The sequence below is a fragment of the Anseongella ginsenosidimutans genome, assembly GCF_008033235.1.
Taxonomy (GTDB): domain Bacteria; phylum Bacteroidota; class Bacteroidia; order Sphingobacteriales; family Sphingobacteriaceae; genus Anseongella; species Anseongella ginsenosidimutans.
Map to the genome: position 1 here is coordinate 1,207,626 of NZ_CP042432.1, position 17,454 is coordinate 1,225,079.

The 17,454-nt window shown below is 49.6% G+C and carries 20 protein-coding genes; 10 read left to right on the forward strand and 10 right to left on the reverse strand.

Annotation, left to right across the window (positions count from 1 at the left end):
* Nucleotides 1-378, forward strand: a complete 378-nt coding sequence (locus tag FRZ59_RS05025; RefSeq protein ID WP_132128217.1) for a co-chaperone GroES — start codon at nucleotides 1-3, stop codon at nucleotides 376-378.
* 143 nt (nucleotides 379-521) lie between these two features.
* Here FRZ59_RS05025 and FRZ59_RS05030 read toward each other — a convergent pair whose 3' ends face one another.
* The 6 genes from FRZ59_RS05030 to FRZ59_RS05055 form a co-directional block, all read right to left on the reverse strand.
* A complete protein-coding gene (locus tag FRZ59_RS05030) occupies nucleotides 522-1,001 on the reverse strand; it encodes a DUF456 domain-containing protein (protein ID WP_132128218.1) in 480 nt (159 codons plus the stop codon).
* Nucleotides 1,002-1,065: 64 nt separating this feature from the next.
* Nucleotides 1,066-2,502: a DNA repair protein RadA gene (gene radA / locus FRZ59_RS05035; protein ID WP_132128219.1), complete on the reverse strand. Its 1,437-nt coding sequence runs from the start codon at nucleotides 2,500-2,502 to the stop codon at nucleotides 1,066-1,068.
* A complete protein-coding gene (locus FRZ59_RS05040) occupies nucleotides 2,486-2,710 on the reverse strand; it encodes a YebO family protein (protein WP_132128220.1) in 225 nt (74 codons plus the stop codon). Before FRZ59_RS05040 ends, radA begins: the two co-directional genes overlap by 17 nt.
* A 28-nt stretch (nucleotides 2,711-2,738) precedes the next feature.
* Nucleotides 2,739-4,286 (reverse strand): Rne/Rng family ribonuclease, encoded by a 1,548-nt coding sequence (locus FRZ59_RS05045; RefSeq protein ID WP_132128221.1) that lies wholly within the window; start codon nucleotides 4,284-4,286, stop codon nucleotides 2,739-2,741.
* Nucleotides 4,287-4,465: 179 nt separating this feature from the next.
* Nucleotides 4,466-5,290, reverse strand: a complete 825-nt coding sequence (locus FRZ59_RS05050; RefSeq protein ID WP_132128222.1) for a tetratricopeptide repeat protein — start codon at nucleotides 5,288-5,290, stop codon at nucleotides 4,466-4,468.
* Nucleotides 5,291-5,293: 3 nt separating this feature from the next.
* Complete coding sequence (locus tag FRZ59_RS05055) at nucleotides 5,294-5,608, reverse strand: HU family DNA-binding protein (protein ID WP_132128223.1); 315 nt, start codon at nucleotides 5,606-5,608, stop codon at nucleotides 5,294-5,296.
* 218 nt (nucleotides 5,609-5,826) lie between these two features.
* Here FRZ59_RS05055 and mutY point away from each other — a divergent pair, with 218 nt between their 5' ends.
* Both mutY and FRZ59_RS05065 read left to right on the forward strand, forming a co-directional pair.
* Entirely contained in the window at nucleotides 5,827-6,873 is a 1,047-nt protein-coding gene (gene mutY / locus FRZ59_RS05060) for an A/G-specific adenine glycosylase (RefSeq protein WP_132128224.1), read from the forward strand.
* A gap of 26 nt (nucleotides 6,874-6,899) precedes the next feature.
* Nucleotides 6,900-7,376, forward strand: coding sequence for a single-stranded DNA-binding protein (locus FRZ59_RS05065; RefSeq protein ID WP_132128225.1), 477 nt, complete (start codon nucleotides 6,900-6,902; stop codon nucleotides 7,374-7,376).
* 409 nt (nucleotides 7,377-7,785) lie between these two features.
* Here the strand turns inward: FRZ59_RS05065 and aspS are convergent, their stop codons facing one another.
* Nucleotides 7,786-9,546, reverse strand: a complete 1,761-nt coding sequence (aspS, locus tag FRZ59_RS05070) for an aspartate--tRNA ligase (protein ID WP_132128226.1) — start codon at nucleotides 9,544-9,546, stop codon at nucleotides 7,786-7,788.
* A 117-nt stretch (nucleotides 9,547-9,663) separates the two neighbouring features.
* On the opposite strand from aspS, the gene FRZ59_RS05075 reads away from it, so the two are divergent.
* The 5 genes from FRZ59_RS05075 (at nucleotide 9,664) to FRZ59_RS05095 (ending at nucleotide 12,819) form a co-directional block, all read left to right on the forward strand.
* Nucleotides 9,664-10,224, forward strand: a complete 561-nt coding sequence (locus tag FRZ59_RS05075; RefSeq protein WP_225975195.1) for an RNA polymerase sigma factor — start codon at nucleotides 9,664-9,666, stop codon at nucleotides 10,222-10,224.
* Nucleotides 10,208-10,765: a hypothetical protein gene (locus FRZ59_RS05080; protein WP_132128227.1), complete on the forward strand. Its 558-nt coding sequence runs from the start codon at nucleotides 10,208-10,210 to the stop codon at nucleotides 10,763-10,765. Before FRZ59_RS05075 ends, FRZ59_RS05080 begins: the two co-directional genes overlap by 17 nt.
* The gene (locus FRZ59_RS05085) at nucleotides 10,740-11,657 is read left to right on the forward strand and encodes a DUF4097 family beta strand repeat-containing protein (RefSeq protein WP_132128228.1); all 918 of its coding nucleotides are present in this window, start codon (nucleotides 10,740-10,742) and stop codon (nucleotides 11,655-11,657) included. Before FRZ59_RS05080 ends, FRZ59_RS05085 begins: the two co-directional genes overlap by 26 nt.
* A gap of 109 nt (nucleotides 11,658-11,766) precedes the next feature.
* Complete coding sequence (locus tag FRZ59_RS05090) at nucleotides 11,767-12,522, forward strand: TerC family protein (protein WP_132128229.1); 756 nt, start codon at nucleotides 11,767-11,769, stop codon at nucleotides 12,520-12,522.
* A 3-nt stretch (nucleotides 12,523-12,525) separates the two neighbouring features.
* Entirely contained in the window at nucleotides 12,526-12,819 is a 294-nt protein-coding gene (locus FRZ59_RS05095; protein WP_132128230.1) for a putative signal transducing protein, read from the forward strand.
* Here FRZ59_RS05095 and FRZ59_RS05100 read toward each other — a convergent pair.
* Genes FRZ59_RS05100 through FRZ59_RS05110 form a run of 3 tightly spaced genes read right to left on the reverse strand, consistent with a single transcriptional unit; the run spans nucleotide 12,816 to nucleotide 14,625 of the window.
* Complete coding sequence (locus FRZ59_RS05100; protein WP_132128231.1) at nucleotides 12,816-13,244, reverse strand: META domain-containing protein; 429 nt, start codon at nucleotides 13,242-13,244, stop codon at nucleotides 12,816-12,818. The two genes, FRZ59_RS05095 and FRZ59_RS05100, sit on opposite strands and share 4 nt — an antisense overlap.
* Nucleotides 13,245-13,284: 40 nt before the next feature.
* On the reverse strand, nucleotides 13,285-13,755 hold the full coding sequence (locus FRZ59_RS05105; protein ID WP_132128232.1) for a carboxymuconolactone decarboxylase family protein: 471 nt from the start codon (nucleotides 13,753-13,755) through the stop codon (nucleotides 13,285-13,287).
* 3 nt (nucleotides 13,756-13,758) lie between these two features.
* A complete protein-coding gene (locus FRZ59_RS05110) occupies nucleotides 13,759-14,625 on the reverse strand; it encodes a sigma-70 family RNA polymerase sigma factor (protein ID WP_132128233.1) in 867 nt (288 codons plus the stop codon).
* Nucleotides 14,626-14,719: 94 nt separating this feature from the next.
* Here FRZ59_RS05110 and FRZ59_RS05115 point away from each other — a divergent pair, with 94 nt between their 5' ends.
* Together FRZ59_RS05115 and FRZ59_RS05120 are read left to right on the forward strand one after the other, a co-directional pair.
* Entirely contained in the window at nucleotides 14,720-15,052 is a 333-nt protein-coding gene (locus tag FRZ59_RS05115) for a hypothetical protein (RefSeq protein ID WP_132128234.1), read from the forward strand.
* 61 nt (nucleotides 15,053-15,113) lie between these two features.
* Nucleotides 15,114-17,438, forward strand: a complete 2,325-nt coding sequence (locus FRZ59_RS05120) for a TonB-dependent receptor (RefSeq protein WP_132128235.1) — start codon at nucleotides 15,114-15,116, stop codon at nucleotides 17,436-17,438.
* Nucleotides 17,439-17,454 lie beyond the last annotated feature (16 nt).

Consider the following 17,454-nt stretch of genomic DNA (forward strand, 5'->3'; position numbering starts at 1 on the left):
ATGACCCTCGATATTGATCATAAAGACCTCAGGAGACTGACCGTTGTGGGAGACAAGGTGCTGATTAAGCCCAAGTCTCCCAATGAAAAGACCAAGTCGGGGCTTTTTTTGCCTCCCGGAGTGCATGAAAAGGAGCCTGTTCACAGCGGTTATGTGCTGAAGGTAGGGCCGGGATACCCTATCCCCAACCTTAGCGAAGACGACCCTTACCTGAATAAAAGCGAAGTCAAATACCTTCCGCTGCAGCCGCATGAAGGCGATCTGGCTATTTACCTGCCAAAAAGCGGCTTCGAGATCATTTTCAACGATGAAAAATATATCATCGTTCCGCATTCGGCCATTTTATTGCTGATCCGCGACGAGGGCTTATTTGAATAGGGCAGGTGAACGCGGTGCTGGTACAAAAAGCTTGTCGCTGCTGCGGCAAATAAGGGGCGGGATACCGGGAAAGAGATTTTTCATGCCGGTAAGCGTAATATGCCTGGTAAGGTTATTAAGAAAAGAACGCCCGAAATTCCGGATCAGAATAGCAGGGCTTCCACGTAAAACCAGGCAAAGACCAGGCAAAGGACAATTTTAAGTCCTGCGCCTACCAGGAAGCCGATGAAGGACCCCCACGCTGCCCGCAAGGCGCGGGCCTGGTTTTGGGGGTCATGAATAAGTTCGCCGATAAATGCGCCGATAAACGGTCCGAAAATAATCCCCACCGGGCCGGCGAACAAGCCGGCAAGCATACCTATTATGGCACCATATTGCCCCATTTTGGAGCCGCCGTACTTCTTCGTGCCCCATATAGGCACGATATAGTCAAGCGCAGTAACCGCAATGGTAATAATAGCCGTTATGATCAGGAACCGCTGGCTGAAATGCGCATACTCCGAATAATGCAGCAACAGCAACCCCGCCCACGCAATTGGCGGACCCGGCAGCACCGGCAGAAAACTACCCAGAATACCTATAATAATGGCCGCTCCCGCAAGTATAACAAACAAAACATCCATCAGCTTCTAACTACCCCCAACCAACAACTATAAACCTTAAACCTTGAACTTTAAACGTAAAAAACTACCCAAACAAACTTCCGATAACTTCCTCAATTTTCCCAACAGCAATAACTTCTATTTTATACCGGGAAAGATTTAACTCCTTCCGGTTGTACCGGGATATATAGAGCGTTTCAAAACCCAGCTTTTCCGCTTCTGCGATGCGTTGTTCCACCCGGTTAACTGCCCTTATTTCCCCTGAAAGCCCCACCTCTCCGGCAAAACAGCAATGAGGAGGCAGGGGAATGTCCTCATGGGAGGAAATGATCGAGCAAACCAGGCCCAGGTCAATAGCAGGATCGTCTATTCGTATGCCGCCGGTAATATTAAGGAAGACATCTTTCATGCCAAGGCGGAATCCACAGCGTTTTTCAAGGACTGCCAGCAGCATATTCATCCGCCGGCTATCAAAGCCTGTGGCGGAACGCTGCGGAGTTCCGTATACGGAGGGGCTTACCAGGGCTTGTGTTTCAATCAACATCGGGCGAATGCCTTCCAGTGTAACCGATACGGCTACTCCGCTCAGGGCTTCTTCCCGCTGGGAGAGCAGTACTTCGGAGGGGTTGTTAACTCCCCGCATGCCATTTCCCTGCATTTCATATACTCCGAGTTCAGCGGCAGCGCCGAAGCGGTTCTTAATTGCACGGAGGATCCGGTACGTATGATGCCGGTCACCCTCGAACTGCAGAACGGTATCTACCATATGTTCCAGTATTTTGGGGCCGGCAATAAGCCCGTCCTTAGTGATATGGCCGATCATGAATACCGGAATATGGCTTTCCTTTGCAAAGCGCAGGAGTTCTGCCGTACATTCCCGGACCTGGGATACGCTGCCTGGAGTAGATTCTATATGGGCCGAATAAAGAGTTTGAACCGAATCAATAATAACCAGCTGCGGTTCCAGCTGTTCGGCTTGCTTCAGGATATGCTGAGTGGATGTTTCGGTGAGAATATAGAGCCCGGAAGCTCCCATACCGGATTGCGGGGGCGCTTCATCAGGCTTTGCGCTGGTATCCTCATTTTGATTCAGGTCCGGTTGGAGCCTGTTGGCTCTGAGGCGTATTTGCTGCTGGCTTTCTTCTCCGGAGACATACAGGATCTTCAGCGGCAGCTGCATAGCTACCTGGAGCAAGAGCGTGGATTTGCCTATTCCCGGTTCTCCGCCAAGTAATACGAGCGAACCCGGAACAATGCCTCCGCCCAAGACCCGGTCCAGTTCGGCGTCGGCAGTACTGATCCTATATTGTGGCGAAAATTCAATCTCGCTGATCTTCACCGGCTGATTAACGCGGTTAACGCCTGTTTTCGCGCCTGCCTGTTTACCGTTTCCCTTGACGATCACTTCTTCGGCAAAACTATTCCATGACTCGCAGGAAGGGCATTTTCCCAGCCACTTCGCCGATTCATAGCCGCAGCTTTGGCAGAAATAAGCCGTCCTGGTCTTAACCGCTCTGTTCATTATCTTCCTCCGTATCAGGGTGTTCGCGGGCAGGGAGGCCGTTGAGCCTGCGCAAAAGCTCGTTGTTCTCACGCTGCAGGTCCAGTTCTTCTTCCTTCAGCTCCATATAATTCCTGACCGACCGCCTGATGAAGGTCCAGATAAAGTACGGGATCAACAGTATGACTACTACCATCAGTATCTGGGAAATATTTGTGAGCCAGCTCATACCTCCCCAAACATAAGAAAAATCAGCCTTAAATCTTGATTTCCTCGTCTTTGTCTGAGTAGAAGTGATATTCAGTGAAATGGTAGGAAGAAACGGGTTTAATGCGGATCCATTTCTTATAACGGAAGTACCATTTTACCTGCCGCGAAACAAGTCCCTTCTTCAGGAAAGCCTCAATATACGGATGAACGCAAAGAGTAATATGACTTTCGTTCTGTTCCCTGAGGATGTATTCCAGGTTATTCTCAATATCGTCCATAAGAAGAATGCTCGCCTTTACCTCGCCCGTTCCTCCGCAGGTAGGACATTGCTCAACCGTTACAATGCTCATTTCTGGCCGAACGCGCTGCCGGGTGATCTGTACCAGGCCGAATTTGCTGGGAGGAAGGATGGTGTGTTTGGCACGGTCGTCCTTCATTTCTTCGCGAAGAGCGTTGTAAAGCTGTTTCCGGTTGACGGCCTTGTGCATATCAATGAAATCGATCACGATAATGCCGCCCATGTCCCGGAGCCGGAGCTGCCGGGCAATTTCCCTGGCTGCCTCCACGTTTACCTGCAAGGCGTTGTCTTCCTGGTTGATCTGGCTGTTGGTCCTGTTACCACTGTTCACGTCAATGACGTGCATTGCTTCCGTGTGTTCAATGATCAGGTACGCGCCCCCCTGCATATTTACCGTTCGTCCGAAGAGGGCTTTGATCTGCTTATCAATCCCGAAATTTTCGAAAAGAGGCGCCCTGCCTTTATAAAGTTTTACGATCTTCTCCTGGGTAGGGGCAATGTTACGGATGTAGGCGCCTATTTCAGAATAGGTAATAGGATCGTCTACATAAATGTTCTGGAAATCAGGGTTCAGGATATCCCGTAAGATGCTGGAAGTCCGGTCAATTTCCCCGACGATCTTCTGAGAGGGCTCCGTAACTTTAAGCCGTACGGCAAATGCCTCCCATTTTTCGATCAGTTCCTTGAGATCGTTATGAAGCTCCGCCACACTTACGCCTTCCGATACCGTGCGAATGATCACGCCGAAATTCCTGGGCCGGATATTTTCTACCAGTTTCCGCAAACGGGTGCGTTCCGCGTTTCCCTTGATCTTCTTTGACAAAGAGATCACGTTGGAAAAGGGTACAAGCACCAGGTACCGTCCGGCCAGCGATATGTCTGAACTCAGCCGGGGGCCTTTGTTGGAAATAGGCTCTTTGGCAATCTGGACAGGAATCAGCTGATTTTTGCTGAGTACTTCAGTGATCTTGCCGCCCTTATTTATATCTTCTTCCGACTTGAAGTTGTTCAGAAGATGATATTTTCTTCCGCTCCTGATGTCTTTGGAGATCTTAAGCAGGGAACGCACCTGCGGACCCAGGTCAAGGTAATGCAAAAAAGCATCACGCTCATAGCCTACGTCCACAAATGCAGCATTCAGGCCCGGCATAATCTTCTTTATACGGCCCAGATAGATATCTCCTACAACGTAGTTGTTGGTGCCTTGCTCCTGATGAAGCTCAATAAGCTGTTTGTCTTTGAGCAAGGCAATGGTAACGCCCGAAGGCGTACCGTTGATAAGTAATTCCTTTACCACCGTTGGAAAATGCCTTCCTCACCTGCATCCGCGCTATTAAAGTTGGATGTTGGTGTCAATTTATTTCTTCTTGTGTCTGTTTTTCCTCAGGCGTTTTTTTCTCTTGTGGGTGGCCATTTTATGTCTCTTCCTCTTCTTACCACTTGGCATAACTTAATTTTTTTAATGTTAGATAATAATTACTTCAATTCCTCTATGATATTGTCGATCATCGATGTGAACTGAGGATCGACAATATACTTTTTCGTTGTCTCGTAGGCGGCGATGGCATTTTCTTTCTCTCCCAGCTGCCGGTAAGCTTCGCCGAGATAGAAATAAACTTCTCCCCCGGGCTGGCTCTCTACTACTGTCAAAAAGCGGTCTCTTGCTTTTTCATACTGCCCGGTTTGCATGGAAAATTTACCGAGCGTAAGATTAGCCCCGGGATTCCCGGGATCCTTTTCCACTACTCCCAGGAGCAATTGTATGCCCTTCATGGGAGCCGGAGTCCCTTCTACCGTTACCGCGCCTAAACCGGTTTGAGCATCCAGGTTTTCCGGATCCAGTTGCAGGGCATGCTGGTAAGCACTTAATGCTTTATCTACCAGGAAAGACCGCTGAATGGTGTCACTCATTGTTTTGTATCCTTCCCTGAGCTGGTCGCCGGCCTTAAGCCAGTTCCCGGCGGTAGGTTGCTTTTCTGCAAGCTCCATATAGTACAGGCCGCTTACATTGCTGATATTCAGTTCCTCCCATTCACCGGCGAGCTTTTTGAGAAGGGCCGTATCGCCTGGTTTTTCTGCCAGTTCCTTCTCAATTTCTTCAATCTCAACAAGCAGTGAAGGATTTATGTTTTGCTTTTCAGCTTCCGCCAGTTCGGCCGGGCCGAAAGCAGCTTCTGTTCCCGCCGGTTCTGAGCTGTTTTCCTCTTCAGGATTGACCAGGCCTTTTACCGGGAGCAGGTATAAGGCGGTTATCAGTATTCCTACTGATAAAATAACTCCTATTTGTTTTCCTGAAAACAAGATCTATTTGATTAATTCTGCCTGTGAACTTTTCTTCTTGCTGGAATTCTTTACTTTTTCAACAAATACTTTAGCCGGTTTGAAACTGGGGATATGATGTTCCGGAATAATGATAGCAGTATTCTTTGAAATGTTCCTTGCAGTTTTCTGGGCCCGTTTTTTTACAACAAAGCTTCCGAAGCCCCTCACATAAATATTATTACCTTCGATCATCGAGGTTTTTACCACTTTGAAAAAGGCTTCGATGGTCTCGGCAACATCGACTTTTTCGATCCCTGTTTTGTTTGCAATTTCTGCAATCACTTCTGCTTTCGTCATATTATTATACGTTTGTCCATGATGTAAATTCTTCATTATTTAGGGGTTGCGAAATTAGCTCTTTTTATTGAAAACAAAAAGAAACTCTCTGGATTTTGTTTCGGGCTTTACTTCCGGCAGCAGTTTTGCCTGCCTGTAAAGCCCCTTTCCAATACATAGCCCGCACCCGGATTCCAGGGGAGCAGAGTTAAATTATTTTGCTGAAATTTGCCTCCTCTATGGACTTCGCCAAAATAATTGCAAACTGGTACCGGGCAAACAAACGGGACCTGCCCTGGAGGGAGACGAAGGACCCCTACCTGATATGGCTGTCGGAAATAATACTGCAGCAGACAAGAGTAGAGCAGGGCCTCCCTTATTATTATCGTTTTGCCGAAAGGTTTCCTACTGTCGCTGACCTTGCAGATGCGGACGAAGACCAGGTGATGAAACTATGGCAGGGCCTGGGATATTATTCGCGCGCCCGTAATATGCATGCTACCGCTAAAACGGTATATCAACAGCGGGGCCGGGCCTTCCCCTCTTCTTACTCCGAGCTGATCCGCCTGAAAGGAATCGGGGAGTATACCGCTTCTGCCATTTCTTCATTTGCGGCGAATGAGGCCAGGGCAGTAGTTGACGGAAACGTATACCGCCTCCTTTCCCGGTATTCCGGCGCCGGCATCCCCATTGACACAACTGCAGGGAAAAAATATTTTTCCGCCCTCGCCGCGGATCTCCTGGACAAAGATGATCCGGGCGTACATAACCAGGCCGTTATGGAGTTCGGCGCCAGGCAATGCCGCCCTGCCAGGCCCTTCTGTTCTGCATGCCCCCTCGCTTCCGGTTGTGCGGCCCTGAAGGAAGGGAAGGTTGGCCTGCTGCCGGTAAAGTCAAAACGGCCGCGCACCCGGGAAAGATATTTCAATTACCTGATGATCCGGGACAAGGGACAGATCTGGCTGAACAAGCGGGGCAGCGGAGATATCTGGCAAAGCTTGTATGACTTTCCACTTGTTGAAACACCGGCCCCGGTGGACGAGGCCGGCTTATTTCAGCTGGAGGATTTCCGGAAAATTTTGAAAGACAGGGAATATTTAGTAATATCAGTTTCTCAAACGCTTAAGCATGTGCTGTCGCACCAGGTGATACATGCCCGCTTCTGGGAGCTGGAATTAAAAGGGTACCTAAAGCCGGAAAGTAAGTATATTACCGTGGAAGAGAAGGAAATGGAAGCCTATGCGTTCCCTAAATTAATTACAAACTATCTGGAAAATAATCTATAAATTGTATTTCATCTAATCTTTTTTTTATGTCAGGCATCAATAAAGTAATTTTAGTAGGCCACTTGGGCAAGGATCCCGAGATCAGGCACATGGAAGGCGGCGTTTCAAAAGCATCTTTTCCTCTGGCTACCTCTGAATTTTATACCAAAGACGGACAAAGAGTCGAACAAACCGAATGGCATAATATTGTAGTATGGCGCGGACTTGCGGACATTGCCGAAAAATATCTTCACAAAGGCAAGCTGGTTTACGTGGAGGGAAAACTCCGCACACGCTCCTGGGACGATAAGGAAGGAAACAAGCGTTACATGACCGAAGTAGTAGCCGATAACTTTACCATGCTGGGAAGACGCAGCGACCACGAAAACCAGGGCGGCAACGAAAGCTACGGCGGTGGCAACACAAACCGCGGAGGCTCCGGTAATTCCCGGGACGCCGCCGGGGGCTCCGAAGGCCTCAATGTAAGGGCCGACGACAATCCCGAGGACGATCTTCCATTCTAGTGTGGGGAATACTAAATTAATTTACTCCAAACCATCGGCTTCCGCATCAAGATGGTTTTCCCCGCGTGCATCGCCGGATTTACTTTGCCCGGTCTCGCTCAGGCTGATTTTCGGGGCCCCGATTGCTTTCGCAATCGCCCGAAAATCAAAAGTTGCTCGCTGCGGGCAAAGCAAACTCCCGCTGGCCGGCGCACATGGTGAGCGCTCTTGATACCAATATTAATACCAGATACAGGCGGGTGGGGCTAACAGGCTTTTGGCAGGTGCGCAGCGCCTGGGATCCTAAAAATCAGCCTGAGCGAGACCGGGCATGCCGAAACCACACGGGCGCGCCGGTCAAAGCAAATCCGGCAATGCGCGAGGTCATCACGGCGCCGCGATGCGTGCGGCCATCATGCGCCGTGACGCGTTATTTAACGTTGATCTGCAGCTCGTCCAGTTGTTCTTTGGAAATGCGCGAGGGAGAATCAATCATTACGTCGCGGCCGGAATTATTTTTGGGGAAGGCGATCACGTCGCGGATAGAGTCCAGGCCGGAAAAGATCGCGCAAAGGCGGTCGAATCCGAAGGCAATGCCGCCATGAGGGGGAGCGCCGAACTCGAAAGCGTCCATCAGGAAGCCGAATTGGGACTGGGCGTCTTCCGGGCTGAAGCCCAGTACGTTGAACATCTTTTGCTGCAGGGTTTTGTCATGGATCCTGATAGAACCTCCGCCTACTTCATTGCCGTTAATTACCATATCATAGGCATTGGCGCGGACGCGGCCCGGGTCGCTTTCCAGTAAATGGATGTCCCCGGGTACAGGCGAGGTAAAGGGATGGTGCATGGCGTGCCAGCGGGCGGTTTCTTCGTCCCATTCCAGCAGGGGGAAGTCTACCACCCAAAGCGCCTGGAAAGTATCTTTGGGACGCAGCCCCAGGCGGTTGCCCATTTCAAGGCGGAGTTCAGAAAGCGCTTTCCGGGTTTTGGCGGGCTCGCCGGCAAGCACAAGCATCAGATCGCCTTCACGCGCCCCGAAAGCCTGCACCCATTTCTGCAGGTCGTTTTCATCGTAAAACTTATCGACAGACGATTTTACCGTGCCGTCATTATTATAACGGGCGTAGACAAGGCCTGTAGCTCCTATCTGCGGGCGTTTTACCCATTCGGTAAGCTCGTCCAGCTGTTTGCGGGTATAACCGGCAGCGCCTTCCACGCAAATACCAGCTACCAGTCCTGCATCATCGAATACCTTGAACCCTTTTCCGCCGGTAAGGTCTGTTTCGCCCAAAGTGCTTTTCAGCTCTGTGAAAGTCATTCCGAAGCGGGTATCGGGTTTGTCGTTGCCATATTTCCGCATAGCATCGGCATAAGATATATGAGGCAGATGGCCAATGTCGCGGCCTTTTATTTCCCTGAAAAGATGGTTGATCAGCCCTTCGAACGTTTGAAGTATGTCATCCCGCGTAACGAAGGACATTTCACAATCAATCTGGGTGAATTCTGGCTGCCTGTCGGCCCGCAGGTCCTCGTCGCGGAAGCATTTTACAATCTGGAAGTAACGGTCCATGCCCGATACCATGAGCAGCTGCTTGAATGTTTGCGGAGATTGGGGCAAGGCATAGAACTCGCCCGGATTCATCCGGCTCGGCACGACGAAATCCCTGGCTCCTTCCGGGGTAGATTTGATCAGTACCGGCGTTTCCACTTCAATGAAGTCCTGGCGGTCCAGGTAACGGCGGGTTTCCGCTGCCAGTTTATGCCTGATCTCCAGGTTTTTACGGACAATTCCCCTCCTCAGGTCAAGATAACGGTATTTTGCCCTAAGGTCTTCGCCGCCGTCGGTTTCGTCTTCAATTATAAAAGGCGGAACCTTTGAAACGTTCAGTACTTCCAGTTCGCTTGCCTTTATTTCAATATCGCCCGTAGGCATTTTCGGGTTCTTATTGCTTCGTTCAACAACCGTTCCGCGGGCCTTAATTACAAACTCCCGGCCTAACTCCCTTGCGCGGGAGCAAAGTTCCGGGTTGTCTTCCATATTAAATACCAGTTGTGTGAGGCCGTAGCGGTCACGAAGGTCAATGAAAGTCATTCCCCCAAGATCGCGGGAACGCTGCACCCAGCCACAAAGAGTTACATCCGTATTAAGGTTTTCGAGGTTGAGTTCGCCGCAGGTATGGGTACGTAGCATATATAAGGGAATTTGAAAATTGTTGCAAAAGTATCAAAAAAAAAATTCATCAGGTGCAACGTTTTCCAGGCTCGCGTTGTCTTTATAACAGTTAACCGATAAAGAAAACAGCGAGCATTGGAAAAAACCACGCCCGGGTACTACGATGAACTTGTGGAAGGATGCCTGAAGGGAGACCGGAAGGCACAGCACCGCTTTTACCGGAAATACGCCCGCAGCATGTATAATGTATGCCTGCGCATCGTAGATCACAGCGGTGAGGCGGAAGATATTCTCCAGGAATCTTTCATTGATGCCTTTGACCGGCTGAAAGAATTCCGGATGGAGGCAAGCGTGGGATCCTGGCTGAAAAGGATCGTTATCAATAATTCGGTCAACTGGTTAAGAAGAAGGAGGATCAACTGGGTGGATATAGACGGGGAAGAGCTTGAAATTGAAGAACAGGAACAGGACTGGGATGAGATCGACATGCAGGTGCAGGCTATAAGGGAAGGGATCCGGAAACTGTCGGACGGTTACAGGGTCGTATTGTCCCTCTACCTGCTGGAAGGATACGATCATGAAGAGATAGGCAGTATACTGCATATTAATGAAGCAAGCTCCCGGTCGCAGTACCTGAGAGCAAAACGAAAATTATTGGAAATTCTTAAATGCAGGCAATATGAACGACAGGCTTAGGCATTTTATTGATAATCACCGCGGGGAATTTGACGTACATGAACCGCCTCAGCGGGTTTGGAAAAATATTGAAAAGGAGTTTTTCCCCCGGCAGCGGTTTTTTTCGCCTTTTTTTTCCGTCCTGAAGGTAGCGGCGGTAATCGCGGTATTGCTGACAGTAAGTTTCCTGGCGGTCCGTCAGCTGATGAGACTGGTGGAGCCTGAGGAACGCATAGTAAATAATATTAACCCCTCCGCCGCGAGGCAGCAGGCACAGTACATTTCGCTGATAGAAACCAAGCGTTCGGAGTTAAGGCAGCTTCAGCAGAGCGAACCGGAACTATATGCTGAGTTCGCTGAAGAAATTGAAAGCCTGGAAACAGGTTATGCCAGCCTGAAATCCCAACTCACGGCAGCTCCCGACCAGGCCCTGGTACTGGAAGCGATGATCCAGAACCTGCGGTACCAGATAGAACTGTTGAACCGGCAGCTGGAAATTATTCAGAAGATAAACGAGGCAAAAAAGGAAAGAGGTTATGAAGAATCTTCCGCGAATATTTAAGGGATCTGTTTTACTGGCTGCCATCTTGCTTGCCGGAGCGCCTCTTGCGCTTGCCCAGTCCAAGAAGTTCAGTAAAACTTACCCGGCTTCTTCCGGCGCCTCGCTTTCCATTAACAACCAGTTCGGAAATGTGATCATACACACCTGGAATAAGAACGAGGTGCAGGCGGATGTCAGTGTGGTGGTGAACCATGGGAACGAGCGAAAAGCGCAGGAACTCCTGGATGCTATTAATATCAGTTCAGCCATGCAGGGGAATGAGATAAGCTTCAAAACTTCCATTGGAAAGGATAAGCTTAATCTCAAGGGAAATGCTTCCATGCAGGTGAACTACGAAGTGTACCTGCCTGTTGATATCAGGCTGGATCTTGCGAACAAGTTTGGCAATACCGTCCTTCCCAACCTGAAAGGCAGTACACAGATAAAACAATCCTTCGGGAACCTGGAAACCGGTAACCTTACCGGTGAGGAAAACGAGCTGTCCGTGGAGTTTAGTGAGGGCTCTATCAAGATAGGTAACGTAAAGAACCTGGATGCGACATTTAGTTTTTCCAGCATTGCCATTGCCGGCTTAACCGGGCAAGCGGAAATTGACGTCCGGCATTGCGGGAAATTCGAACTGGGCGCGGGTTCGGGGTTGAACAGCCTGGAACTGGACGCTGAATACTCGGATGTTGATATTGAACTGGCCGAAGATCTGAGTGCGCAATTTGATGTTTCTACCAATTTTGGCAACTTCAGGTATGGCAGCAGAATACATATTGACGAACCTGAAGAAAAGGAAGAAAGCCGGGGCCCGAAATTCAATTTCAATTATACAGGGACTATCGGCAAAGGCGGGAACTGTCTCCTTTCCATCGATTCGGATTTTAGTACCATAAACTTTCGTTGAGGATTAATCACACACACACACACTTTCAGCGGATTTTTTTGATTTCTTTTCCAGCCAAGCCTTTGCGGGTTTGGCTTTTTTCATTAGTTTGGAACCAAATTTTTTAAATATGGAATGGATCGCTAACCCCGAGATATGGGTATCCCTGCTGACGCTGACAGTCCTGGAGATAGTGCTGGGAATTGATAATATTGTTTTTATTTCCATTCTGGCCGGGAAGCTCCCTAAGGACCAGCAAGCTAAGGCAAGGAACTGGGGCCTGGGGCTTGCCATGTTTACCCGCATCCTGCTGCTGTTTTCCATCACCTGGGTAATGAGCCTTACGGCGCCATTGTTCGGCGTGCTGGGACAGGAAATTTCAGGCCGGGACCTCATCCTTCTGGCTGGCGGCCTGTTCCTGATCTATAAAAGTACCGTGGAGATTCATGAGAAGCTGGAGGGAGAAGAAGGGGAGAAAGATAAGAAGGTCGCCCATTCCTTTGCAGGAGTTATCTCGCAGATCCTTCTGCTTGACATCGTCTTTTCCCTCGATTCTGTGATTACCGCCGTAGGTATGGCGGATGAATTATGGGTGATGATCACAGCAGTGGTGATAGCCGTGGGCATCATGATGTTTTCTGCCGGGCCCATCAGCCGGTTCGTGGAAAAGCATCCGACGGTGAAAATGCTGGCCCTCAGTTTCCTGGTTCTTATCGGTGTTTCACTTATCGCCGAAGGATTAGAGCAACATATTCCGAAAGGCTATATTTACTTTGCAATGGCCTTCTCCATTATGGTGGAAGTGCTGAACCTGCGGATGAAGAAAACCACGGTTAAACCCGTACAGCTGCGCGATAAATACGACAAGAGCGACCTGAACAGCTAAGTCATGGCAGAAAACAAACTCATCGAACTGCGAAAGTTCGATAACGCGGGAACTGCTCATATCATAAAAGCGCATCTCGAAAGCGCGGGTATTCATTGCATGCTGGCAGGAGAGGACTCACTTGGTTTTCAGCCAATTCTTACCTCGCCAACAGGTGGCATCCGCCTGCTTGTCCTGGAACCGGACCTGAAAAGAGCCCTGGCGGTCCTGGCCGGGGAAGACCCGGATGAAGGCGAGGATCGTGATTCCTGGGATACTGATCGTTACGAGGATCCCGATGACGCAACAGGAACTTAGTCAGCCTCCCCTTTCTTAAATTCCAGTACGGGAACGGCATTGCTAAGCAAGGTAAGCGCGCTTCCGTTTTGAGATACAACGAAATGCGTTACCTCGCTCAGCCGGCCAAGGTATTGACCTTCCAGTTCCTGGGATTGCTCGCAAAACATTTTAGTGGAACCCAGTCCTGAAAAGGAAAGCGAATCAGCGCTTAATGAATAGGTGCCAAAGAATTGGTTGCATCCAGCAAAACCGTTTGCTTTTGAACCGCTTTCCTCAAAGAGCAGCGTAGGTTCCTTCAGCGCTGAATCAATCGTTTCCTGGTTAATGGAAACCAGTTCCCAGGGAGTATTCAGCAGTTCTTTATGGCTGTAATCTTCATTGCGGCTACAGGTTTGCTGCAGTATCAGCAGCAAGCCCAGCATGCTTAATTGTAAAAAGTGCATTTGCGTAGTTTTCGAAACACACCGCAAATTCAATGCCCTTTTAGGCCTGCACTGTAACTTGCTTTTGTACCTTGTATTTCCCGGGCTCGGGCCGGAAACATTGGGTGATCCGGTTCCATGAATTGATATGAGCTATCGCCAGGGTAAGATGGCCGATTTCCTGTTTGCTGAAGTGCTGCCGCAGGCGCTGGTAAAGCTCATCGTCCACATGGGAACCTGAAAGTTCGGTAAGCCTTTCGGCGAGTTCCAGGCCAAGCGCTTCTTTCTCCGAGAAATACCCTGTTTCCTTCCATGCCGCCAGGGAATAAAGACGAAGTGGTTCTTCCCCGTGGTGAATAGCCTCTTTGAAATGCATGTCAAGGCAATAAGCGCAATGATTGATAAGTGAGATCCGGTAACGGATAAGTTCCAAAAAACGAAGTTCCAATCCACAGTTGTTAATGTACTGTTCAACTTCTGACATGGTCCGGTAAAATCCTTCCGGTAATTCCTGAAATGAGATTCGTTGCATATGTTAATCGTTTCCTGTAAGACAGGTAAGGCCGGAAATATGTGACAGGTTCTTTAATTTATCCGGGTTCCTGACGAAATAAATTGCCTGGACAACTCCCTCATTCGCATGGAAAATCTGGCAGGAAACCAATTTTGACCCTTCGAAATGCAATAAGGCAGGCTGATGGTTAATCACGGCAGGAATGACCTGGTTGTTTTTCTGATATTTCTCATAAACGCCCAGCAGGTATTTGACGGCCTTGGGCTTTCCGGTTACGGGAATGCGGTTCGCAAGTACCTTTCCGCCGCCGTCAGAAGTGATCACGATATCTTCGGAAAGCAGCGCTTCCAGTTTGTCTACTTCGCGGTTTTGAATGACGGAAAGAAACTGGTCAGGACGAAAGGCAGTGCGGGCTCTTTCTTTTTTTGCGGCCGGGCTTTTCAAACTGCTTTTGGCCCTCCGCAGCAACTGGCGCGAGCTATCGGTACTGATTTCCAATGCTTCGGCTATTTCATTATGCGTATAGTCAAAAGCTTCCCTGAGAATGAAAACAGCCCGCTCGCTTGCCGTTAACTTTTCAAGCAAAACCATTACCGAGTAGTTAAGAATATCCTTTTGCAGGAGGTGGTGGTCCGCGGACGCAGTCATTACCGGTTCCGGAAGCCAGGAGCCGCGGTAGTTTTTCCGGGCCAGTTCCTGGCGCGTTTTGGCATTAATGGCCCGGTTAATAACTGCCCGTACCAGGTAGGCTTTTTTATTGTCTATATGATCGATGGGCCTATCCAAAAGGCGGATAAGGACATCCTGGACGATGTCCCTGGCTTCTTCCCGGGAGCCAAGAATATTGTAGGCGCAGGTTTCAAGTAAAGGCTTCCACTTTTCAATCATACAGCTAAATTAACAAGCAGCCGCCTAAAAATGTGACTGGAATAAGCATAAAAATAATAACTTTGCGTCTTCGTGACGGGACTGGGTTAGCGTATTGAAAAACCATCGAAAATACCTTCATAAGCTGTATGCACTCCTGCTTCTTGCAGCGATCAGCTTCAGCGTACTGCCTGTAAAACTTATACACGGGCATGAAGGGGAACATGTGCTGCTTTCCCGCGATTTTGCTAAATCGGCGCATTTCGCTCCCGGTCACCAGGCCTTCTGCCCGGTTTGTTCCTGTATATTTACGCAGCATTACCTGCCTGCGGAAACATGGGAAAGCGTTGTATATTCTTTTCCCTGGTTCCATACAGCTCCTTTTCAACAAGTTTATTTACCGGAAACCCTGCTTTCCGTTTCTCTTCGGGGCCCTCCAGCCTGTTAAATTTCTTTTTTTAAATCCGGCAGCCTGGCTGCCTTTCCGGTTATTCTAAGAATTTAACAGCATGAAGTATATTATATGGATACTATTAAGTATCACTTGTTTTCCCTTTTCTTCCTATTCGCAGGCCGTACTCTCCGGCAAGGTATTGGAGGCTGGTTCCGGCAGACCGCTTCCCGGCGCCAGCATATCAATTCCCGATCTTGCCCGGCAAACGCTGTCGGACGAGCAAGGCCTTTTCACCCTTAGGAATCTGCCCGAAGGGAAGTTCACTGTGCAGGTGAGTTTCCTTGGGTATAAAACCTATGCTGAACGGGTGATCCTCAAAGATTTTACAGAAAAAACCTTTTCCCTGCATGTTTCGCTACTTGAAATGAGGGAGGTGGTGGTTACCGCGTCCGCATCTGCCAGCGAAGATAGGACAAACAGCGTATCAGTAGAAAGCGTTTCCCGCGAGGAACTGATGAGCCGGCCGTCTGCCAACCTGGTAGATGCCCTTTCAAACCTTCCCGGCGTTTCACAAATTTCCAGCGGCCCGGCTGTATCGAAACCAGTGATCAGGGGGCTCAGCTATAATCGCGTATTGACGGTAAATAACGGTATTAAACAGGAGGGACAGCAATGGGGCGACGAACATGGGCTTGAATTCGACTTGTTTTCCGCCGACCGGGTTGAGGTACTCCGCGGTCCGGCCAGCCTGTTATACGGCTCGGATGCCATGGGCGGCGTGATCAATATCCTTGACCCTATCCCGCTGCCTGATGGCGAGCTAAAGGGAGCTATTACTTCCAGGTATGCAAGTAATAACGGTTTAACGGGGACCTCCCTGATGCTGGAAGGCAACCAAAAGGGCCTTGTATGGAGGGGAAGAGGGTCCTACCGGAATGCGTTTTCCTATAAAACGCCGGAAGGCTTCGCCCCGAATACCTCTTTTAACGAAACGAGTTTTTCGGGTATGCTTGGCCTTAACAAAAAATGGGGATACAGTCATTTGAACGTATCGGCTTACAAGGGGAACCTGGGTTTCCTTGAACACGAACATGCCGGAGAACACGAACATGCCGGAGAACACGAACATGCTGTGGAACACGATCACGCCGGGGAGGAACACGATCACGCGGAGGAACAGGACGGGTATAACCGGAAAGTAGGGCTTCCCCTGCAGGAAGTAGGGCATATAAAAGCTTCCCTCAGCAATAATTTTATCCTTGGGCCTAACCAGCTGCGCGCCAACCTGGGATTCCAGCAAAACAAGCGGCGGGAGTTCGAACATTCCGCGGACGAGGCGGATATTGCTATGGACCTCGAGACCTGGACAGCCGACCTGAAGTATTTCATGGGCGGAAAAAACGGCTTTGAGCCGGTCGTCGGGCTGTCCGGATCGCGGCAGGAAAACAGCCCGGGCGGGGAGGAACTTCTTATTCCCGCCTATCGGTCAACGGAAGCAGGAGCTTTCGTGTATCTTCGAAAAGAACTTGGATCCTTAGCATTAAATGCCGGCGCAAGATTCGACTACCGGAACGTAAATGTAAAAACAACGGAGAATGCGGCAGGAGAGCAACAGTTCCAGGGCTTTCAGCGGGATTTTTCAAATTTCAGCGGAAGCATCGGCCTGGCCTGGGATCTTGGAAGCGGCTTTTTGCTGAAAGCTAATGCAGGGTCGGCCTTTCGCGCTCCCAATATTTCCGAACTTGCTGCTAACGGAGAACATCACGGAGTGGAACGCTTCGAAACCGGGAACGCTTCCCTTCGCTCTGAGCAAAGTCTTCAGCTGGACGCCAGTATTGGCTATGTTTCCGGGATATTCGGCATGGAACTGAACGGGTACAACAATACCATTTACCATTATATTTACCTTCGGGGCCTGGCCGGCGACAGTATTCAGCATGAGGGCGAAGTCCTGCCGGTTTACCGGTATACACAGGCTAATGCCCGGCTTAGCGGCCTCGAGGCGGTGGTAGATCTGCATCCTTTCCGCTGGCTGCATGTCGGCAGCAGCTTTAGCCTGGTAAGAGGGCAGAACAAGGAAACGGGAAGCGACCTCCCTTTTATCCCCGCTGCGTCCTGGAACAATGAGATAAAAATTGAGCCCGATCTGGGGGCGGCGATGCTGAGCAGCACTTATTTTACGCTGGGGCTTTCCAGTACTTTTGATCAGAAACACGTGGATGCGGCGTTTGAAGTGCCCGCCGCTGGTTATCATCTGGTGAATGCCAGTTTTGGCACGACGCTGTTAACCGGAAGGTTCCCTATAAACGTTTTTATTTCGGCGAATAACCTGTTTAACGTCAAGTATATCAGCCATATGAGCCGTTACAGGGACCTTGGTATCCTGAACGCCGGGCGGAATGTGCAGTTTGGTATACATATTCCCTTCGACCTGAATTAAGGCAGAGCTTGAAAAC

Bases quoted from the DNA above. Each gene is read 5' to 3' on its own strand.
- FRZ59_RS05025 (WP_132128217.1), top strand. From the start codon at position 1: ATGACCCTCGATATTGATCATAAAGACCTCAGGAGACTGACCGTTGTG.
- FRZ59_RS05055 (WP_132128223.1), bottom strand. From the start codon at position 5,608: ATGACGAAAGCAGAAGTGATTGCAGAAATTGCAAACAAAACAGGGATC.
- FRZ59_RS05040 (WP_132128220.1), bottom strand. From the start codon at position 2,710: ATGAGCTGGCTCACAAATATTTCCCAGATACTGATGGTAGTAGTCATA.
- radA (WP_132128219.1), bottom strand. From the start codon at position 2,502: ATGAACAGAGCGGTTAAGACCAGGACGGCTTATTTCTGCCAAAGCTGC.
- FRZ59_RS05090 (WP_132128229.1), top strand. From the start codon at position 11,767: ATGGAATGGATCGCTAACCCCGAGATATGGGTATCCCTGCTGACGCTG.
- FRZ59_RS05105 (WP_132128232.1), bottom strand. From the start codon at position 13,755: ATGCAACGAATCTCATTTCAGGAATTACCGGAAGGATTTTACCGGACC.
- FRZ59_RS05095 (WP_132128230.1), top strand. From the start codon at position 12,526: ATGGCAGAAAACAAACTCATCGAACTGCGAAAGTTCGATAACGCGGGA.
- mutY (WP_132128224.1), top strand. From the start codon at position 5,827: ATGGACTTCGCCAAAATAATTGCAAACTGGTACCGGGCAAACAAACGG.
- FRZ59_RS05100 (WP_132128231.1), bottom strand. From the start codon at position 13,244: ATGCACTTTTTACAATTAAGCATGCTGGGCTTGCTGCTGATACTGCAG.
- FRZ59_RS05030 (WP_132128218.1), bottom strand. From the start codon at position 1,001: ATGGATGTTTTGTTTGTTATACTTGCGGGAGCGGCCATTATTATAGGT.
- FRZ59_RS05065 (WP_132128225.1), top strand. From the start codon at position 6,900: ATGTCAGGCATCAATAAAGTAATTTTAGTAGGCCACTTGGGCAAGGAT.
- aspS (WP_132128226.1), bottom strand. From the start codon at position 9,546: ATGCTACGTACCCATACCTGCGGCGAACTCAACCTCGAAAACCTTAAT.
- FRZ59_RS05110 (WP_132128233.1), bottom strand. From the start codon at position 14,625: ATGATTGAAAAGTGGAAGCCTTTACTTGAAACCTGCGCCTACAATATT.
- FRZ59_RS05085 (WP_132128228.1), top strand. From the start codon at position 10,740: ATGAAGAATCTTCCGCGAATATTTAAGGGATCTGTTTTACTGGCTGCC.
- FRZ59_RS05120 (WP_132128235.1), top strand. From the start codon at position 15,114: ATGAAGTATATTATATGGATACTATTAAGTATCACTTGTTTTCCCTTT.
- FRZ59_RS05080 (WP_132128227.1), top strand. From the start codon at position 10,208: ATGAACGACAGGCTTAGGCATTTTATTGATAATCACCGCGGGGAATTT.